The sequence below is a fragment of the Autumnicola edwardsiae genome, from assembly GCF_031846505.1.
In the GTDB taxonomy this organism is placed as follows: Bacteria; Bacteroidota; Bacteroidia; order Flavobacteriales; family Flavobacteriaceae; genus Autumnicola; species Autumnicola edwardsiae.
The window spans coordinates 1-6476 of the sequence record NZ_JAVRHP010000128.1 but is presented as its reverse complement, the minus strand read 5'-3'; the positions used below and the strand labels follow the sequence as shown (position 1 = coordinate 6476).

Sequence of the window (6476 nt, the reverse complement as noted above, 5' to 3'; positions counted from 1 at the left end):
TTTGTTTACGAAAGTCAAATCGCTGCGAAAGTCAAGTCTATTGAATTACCAATGTAGTGAAAATTCTGGTAATAAATCAGGTAACCGAATAGGTAACCTTTGAATTGATATTAAAGCCAATCTTATGATTTTAAGAAAAATGAAAATCCTTGATTTTCATAAGATTAGCTATATTTTGGTGTCTATTGACACCGTAATTGTCGGGGTGGCAGGATTCGAACCTGCGGCCTCCTGCTCCCAAAGCAGGCGCGATAACCGGGCTACGCTACACCCCGAAACTTTCATTATTACGTTAGCGGATGCAAATATAATAATTCTCTCCGGTCCGCAATAAAAAATTTAATTTTTATATATTCGTTTTTTAAAAACTACTCTAAGTTTTTTTATAAAAAAGATGTTATGAAAAAATCATTTCTTGTACTTGCCTCTACTTTAACCCTCTACGCATGTGGAGAAAATGGCAAGAACAGCGATACCGCCAATAATCAGGCCGATACAGCAGAACCCACTGCTAATAAAAATATTGTTCCAGATCCTATTCCGGCACAATCATCCTCTGAAAATTACAGTTATGAGGTTGTTGTTCCAGGCATGCAAATTCCATGGGGATTCGCCTTTTTACCGGACGGGAGTATGCTGATTACAGAAAAAAGCGGTGAAATTGTTCATTTTAAAAATGGTAACAAACAAAGTATAAACGGTGTCCCTGAAGTTTACGACCGCGGACAGGGGGGGCTTCTTGATATTGTACTACATCCCGATTATGAAAGTAACGGATGGATTTATATTTCATATGCTTCTCCAGAAGGTCCCGAAGAAGGAGGAAACACTGCTATAATGCGTGGTAAACTCGAGAATGGAAATTTCACAAATAAAGAAGTACTTTACAAGGCAGGCCCCAACACCACCAAAGGACAGCACTTTGGCTCTCGTATAGTTTTTAATAAAGAGGGCTACTTGTACTTTACAGCAGGAGAACGTGGTGCCAGGGATGAAAATCCGCAGGATATCACTCGAGACAATGGAAAAGTGTACAGGTTGAATGATGACGGTACTATTCCTACTGACAATCCTTTTACAGATAATGAAGCTGCAAAAAAGGCAATTTTCTCCTATGGTCATCGTAATCCTCAGGGAATTATCCTGCATCCAGAAACTGGTGAAGTATGGGTACACGAACATGGACCGCAAGGAGGTGATGAAATAAACATTATAAAAAAAGGAAAGAATTATGGCTGGCCTGAGGTAACCTATGGTGAAAACTACGGCGGTGGTGCAATAACTGATGAGACATCCAATCCAGAAATGGAAGATCCTATATTTTATTGGCTCCCTTCCATTGCACCAAGCGGAATGGCATATATTATATCAGACAAATTTCCGGAATTAAAAGGAGATCTTTTGGTTGGTTCTCTTAAATTTCAGTATATAGAGCATCTTATTCTGGACGGAAAAAAAGTAGAAAAACGAGAAAAACTATTGGAAGATATTGGCCGTGTAAGAGATGTTCGCCAAGGACCGGAAGGAGATATTTACGCAGCCATAGAAGGAACAGGAATAATTAAACTAATAAAAGAAGAATAATCCAAATGAAAAAAATTCTATTTACTGCTTTAGCACTGGCAATGTTCGCTTGTAAATCTGACAAGAAAGAGAACCAGGAAGAGGAAGAATCCTATGTAATCCCATCTTCAGAAAAGTCGGTTTCACAATCGCCTCTAGAGGAAAGCGTGGCAAGAGGAAAAGAACTATATTCAGATTTATGTGCCACATGTCATCTCCCCACAGGTAAAGGTATTCCCGGAACTTACCCTCCTCTTGATGGATCCAACTGGCTCACTGAAAAACGTGAAGAGAGTATCCATGGGGTGAAATTTGGTTTAAAAGGAGAAATAACGGTAAACGGAGAGACATATGATAATTTGATGCCTCCAATGGGACTAAGTGACCAGGAAGTAGCAGATGCCTTAAATTATGCAATGAATTCGTGGAGCAATAATGTTGGGGAAATGGTAACTGCTGAAGAAGTTGCTGCAGCACAGGAATAACCAAAGAAATGCTGTTTATCGATAAATATTACTCTTGGTCCAATTTCTCCTCATATAGAAGCACATAGGCGGTTATATAGTGCGAAGCGCTGACAATGATGACGTTAAAGTCTTTATTTTTTCTTACAAATTTTGCAATTTTTGCGAAACGTTTAACTAAATTCATTATTATTGCACTATCAAATTTACTTTCTTTGACAAAGTTTTTTAAATCAATTAAATTTAAACCTATGAAAAAATTATTTACATTTTTGTTCGTTGGCTCGATGATCGCATCCTGTTCCAATGATGAAGTTAACGAAATCAACGAACCGGAAGCAGCCGTAGATCTTGAAACACAAGTTTCTGAAGGTCTTTATGACAACTCCAATCTTGGTATTTATGAAGGTGTTTTCACTTCACTTGAAAGCAACAACCGTGCGACAGTCCGTATAGAGGTAGACGGTAAAGGTAACCCTGTAGCTTCTTTTGTATTTCCAAATGGGGGCCTAAAAGCATTTAGAGCAGATCAAAAACTTTCAAAATCATCTTCTGAAAAGATCCATTTTTCAGATGAAGAATTTGATTTTGATTTTGCAGTAAATGAAGATGGTACCGAACCAGTAATCAGCAATGTTACTTATATGGGAGAAAAAGGGGATGTAATGATCGTGAAGGAAACTTCTAAAGCTGCGGTTACTCCACGTACAGGAACATATGCTTGTTTACCTGGAAGCTGTGACACCCATCCTGATCTCGGAGTCGGAAAAACTCAAACATTCAATGCTATTCTACAAACATCCACTACCTCTGGTAATGTTGCAGATGATAGTCGAGCTGATGTTGTTTTTCAGGTGGTATTAGGCAGCACCACTTATTATATGAACAGCTCAACTCCATCTATGGAACAAACTAGCTGCACAGAAAGGCAAAGAACCATTGGAGGCGTTGTTTTTGCTGTAACACGTTGTCAGTTCTCAGGAGCTATTCAGGGTGGATCTGGTCTTGCTACAGTTAATGGAACTCATAGATATGGAAGACAGGTTTCCTTCTCAGGAACTACTGGTGACTTTACTTGTTCAGATTATTTCGGAACAATAGTTTATGAATCTAGTATATTAGGAACCTCTTCAATGGAATTCGTTTCAGATGATATTGAAGGCGAAGATGATTATTGTTTCCCAACTGAAGGACTTTAATAATCTAAAAATGATGAGGCGTAGTGCCAGATCATCTAAATATTTTACCCAAGGATTAAATCCTTGGGTTTTTTTTATTTCAGAATTGCTTCCTCTTATTTAATTTTGAACAAATAATATAATTTGCTATTTAATTCTTTTGAATATGCGATGTTTTTGCCTAGTTGCTTTGTTCTTTACTGGCTAATAGGAAGTAAAAAAATAAGGCTACAAAACCTTTTTCTGCTTATATTCAGTTATTTTTTTTACGGATTTTGGGATGTCCGGTTTTTAGCTCTGATTTTTCTGAGCTCCCTGGTAGATTATGCCGCAGCCTTACAAATAGGAAATACAAACTCTACAAGAAAAAAGAAAATATATCTGTGGCTCAGTTTGATCTGGAACTTAGGAGTCCTTTTTTCCTTTAAGTACTTCAACTTTTTCGTTGATAGCTTTATAACAGCTTTTAATTTGAGCGGTCATCAGTTCGGCTATTCTTCCCTAAATATAATTCTACCCGTAGGACTCAGTTTTTACACTTTTCAAACTATAAGCTATACTATTGACGTTTATAAGAACAAAATAAAGCCTACCCCTCGCCTTCTCGAATTTCTCTGTTTCGTGAGTTTCTTTCCACAACTTGTCGCCGGCCCCATTGAAAGATCATCGTTTTTGTTGCCACAATTCCTTAAAAGTAGGCGATTTGATATACAAGCAGCTAAAGAGGGCCTGAGACAAATCTTATGGGGCTTATTCAAAAAAATTGTAGTTGCAGATAATCTTGCTATTGCTGTGAACGCTTTATTTGGTAACCCCTATGATTATCAGAGCTGGGAACTTGCCTATGCCCTAACCTTGTTTTATTTTCAAATTTACTGTGACTTTTCGGGTTACGCAGATATAGCCTTAGGTTCTGCTAAATTATTTGGTTTTAAGTTGCACGTTAATTTCAGACTACCCCATTTCGCTGCGAGTATCCCCGATTTTTGGCGAAGGTGGAACATTACCTTAAGCCAATGGTTCCGGGATTATGTTCATATTCCATTTTTACAACACAGAAAAAGAAATATTTTTAATCGACGAATAGCTCTAATTATCACTTTCGGATTAATAGGACTGTGGCATGGAGCAGCATGGACCTTTATTGCTTTTGGACTGGTACATGCTCTTTATATGATTGTTTATCAAACTTATGACAAGAAAATAAAAAGAAATTATAAACTCAATAAATTTGTTTTTTTTGAGAAAGTACGTATCCTAAGCGCAATAACCTTATCTTTTACACTTCTTGTTCTTTCAATTGTTTTTTTTAGGGCTCCAGATATAAACACGGCTTTTCTTATTTTATCAAGAATTTTTTCTTTCATTCCTGATCAGGACTTCCAAACAATTATAAATTTTAAAATTCTGTTCCTATTGGGTATGCTAGTAATGGAATTTTTTACCCGGAAGCGGGAATATCCTCTTCAGTATATTGAGAAAAAATTCCCTAGAGCTTTTAGATGGACTATTTATTACTTTTTTGTGTACATTATTTTAAGATATGGCGGACCGCAAGAATCATTCATTTACTTCCAATTTTAACCTAAGAAGGTTTTTTTATCACATATGCCTATTCATTATCCCGGTAATAGGTATATACACCACTCTCGAATTAACTTTACGATCTGTACCATTTGAACCTAAAGTAAAATATGAGTATTACTTAAAAAACAATAAAAAGATAGAAATTCTTGCTTTAGGAGCAAGCCAGACAGAAAGATCTATAAATCCAGAATATTTAGACAAAGTTGGATTAAATTTGGCCAACTCAAGTCAAGGTATTTATGCTAATCTGGAGTTGTTTAAGTTCTTTGAGCCGAGACTTCCAAACTTAAAGCTGGTAATATTAGGATTACCCTATAATTCCATCCAACGGGGTCCCGATTTCACCATGATGGAAGTCCATCATTACAACCTCATTTTTTATGGGGTTAATACATTTGGCAGAAGTATTAAACCCCAGGACTACCTATTACTTCATACTAATCCCGACTTTTTCAGTACAAGGCTTATGAACTTTTTAAAAGATGAATCACCCATTAAACTAAATCAGCAAGGATTTGACACTAATAAAGTTTATGGTTCATATCAAGCCGTAGATTTTAAAATAAACCGTATAAATAGGGAAGATATATACATAGAAAATTTCCGTAACAAACAAGCTCTTCAGAAAAATAAAAACATCTTGAAGAACTTTTTAAGTTACTGCAAGGATCAGCAAATAAAAGTCCTTTTCTATAGTCCCCCGTCTCACTCTCTTTACAATGCACTACGAGATAAGAGGATGATAAGAGAGAGGGACAACTTGATAAAAGATTTAAAGAAGGAATTTCCTTCTATAGAATTTTTTAATGAAGAGAAAAACGAAGCTTTTACTGCAAGATATTTTTACAACGCCAACCATTTGAACCCTAAAGGGGCAAGAAAAGCAACTTTACGATTAAACGAATTTATTAGGGAAAATTATAACTTTAGGTAAGAATTTAATCTAAAATAGAACAGCTTACAATTATCAGAGAAAGTGTAAGCGCTCTCTCAAATAAGTACACTTTTAAAGTAAATATTGAAAAGGAAAGGACTTTTCATTTCAAGAATTATAAGTTTCTAATCCTCTATAAATTTCTGAACCTTAAAAATATTTAAACCTTAAGTGAATCAAAAAACTATCTTTAAGAAACATAAGCCTTCACTCCTTGCCACGACCTACCTTGACAAATACTTTCTCTGAACCTTTTAGAAACTTCCATCTGTTACTAGATTCTGGAGGCTTCATTTTGAAAAGCTCTGGAGCAATTAAAACGTCGTACATTAAAAGTTTATTCATAGTAGGTTGTGAATTATACCATTCGACTTTACTTTTTCTCTCTTCGTTAAAACTATGTTTAATCATTTTCTGAAAATAAAAATTATCAGGATATGAATAGTCCTCTTGAGAATCTTTCAGCTCACCATATTCAAAAAGATATTTAATTGAAGGTGACTCTTTTCTATCAGCATAAATTAGATAATTATCTCCTTCATTTTTCAAGCTCATCAGGTCCTCGAGTGTTTTAGTGTCCCTTAGATAACGAGGTAAAAGAGAGTCAGCACGCCATATTATCATAAAAGCAATAACTCCTAACAATAGAAACTGAGCAAAAGTTTCTTTTCTTCTAATAAGAATGCTAAATATTTCACCAAAAAATATAATGAAACAGATGAAATTTAAAAAGATCATAGCCATGCATCG

Annotated in this window: 6 protein-coding genes and 1 tRNA gene; 5 read left to right on the top strand and 2 right to left on the bottom strand. The window is 35.6% G+C overall.

Annotated features, from left to right (window positions below):
• Positions 1 to 200 precede the first annotated feature (200 nt).
• Positions 201 to 275: transfer RNA gene (locus RM529_RS15460), tRNA-Pro, on the bottom strand.
• 124 nt (positions 276 to 399) lie between these two features.
• Between RM529_RS15460 and RM529_RS15455 the strand changes: the two genes are divergently transcribed.
• The 5 genes from RM529_RS15455 (at position 400) to RM529_RS15435 (ending at position 5726) form a co-directional block, all read left to right on the top strand.
• A complete protein-coding gene (locus tag RM529_RS15455) occupies positions 400 to 1584 on the top strand; it encodes a PQQ-dependent sugar dehydrogenase (RefSeq protein WP_311485653.1) in 1185 nt (394 codons plus the stop codon).
• A gap of 5 nt (positions 1585 to 1589) precedes the next feature.
• Positions 1590 to 2048, top strand: a complete 459-nt coding sequence (locus RM529_RS15450) for a c-type cytochrome (protein WP_311485652.1) — start codon at positions 1590 to 1592, stop codon at positions 2046 to 2048.
• 95 nt (positions 2049 to 2143) lie between these two features.
• Entirely contained in the window at positions 2144 to 3226 is a 1083-nt protein-coding gene (locus tag RM529_RS15445; RefSeq protein WP_311485651.1) for a hypothetical protein, read from the top strand.
• Between the two features lie 150 nt (positions 3227 to 3376).
• Positions 3377 to 4789 (top strand): MBOAT family O-acyltransferase, encoded by a 1413-nt coding sequence (locus RM529_RS15440; protein ID WP_311485654.1) that lies wholly within the window; start codon positions 3377 to 3379, stop codon positions 4787 to 4789.
• Entirely contained in the window at positions 4749 to 5726 is a 978-nt protein-coding gene (locus RM529_RS15435) for a hypothetical protein (protein ID WP_311485650.1), read from the top strand. The genes RM529_RS15440 and RM529_RS15435 overlap by 41 nt, the downstream gene beginning before the upstream one ends.
• Positions 5727 to 5933: 207 nt before the next feature.
• On the opposite strand, the gene RM529_RS15430 is transcribed toward RM529_RS15435, so the two are convergent.
• Positions 5934 to 6476 (bottom strand): hypothetical protein (locus RM529_RS15430; protein ID WP_311485649.1); only part of this gene is annotated, 543 nt, incomplete at its 5' end.

Coding starts and splice junctions, on each gene's coding strand:
- RM529_RS15450 (WP_311485652.1), top strand. CDS start 1,590: ATGAAAAAAATTCTATTTACTGCTTTAGCACTGGCAATGTTCGCTTGT.
- RM529_RS15435 (WP_311485650.1), top strand. CDS start 4,749: ATGGCGGACCGCAAGAATCATTCATTTACTTCCAATTTTAACCTAAGA.
- RM529_RS15455 (WP_311485653.1), top strand. CDS start 400: ATGAAAAAATCATTTCTTGTACTTGCCTCTACTTTAACCCTCTACGCA.
- RM529_RS15445 (WP_311485651.1), top strand. CDS start 2,144: ATGATGACGTTAAAGTCTTTATTTTTTCTTACAAATTTTGCAATTTTT.
- RM529_RS15440 (WP_311485654.1), top strand. CDS start 3,377: ATGTTTTTGCCTAGTTGCTTTGTTCTTTACTGGCTAATAGGAAGTAAA.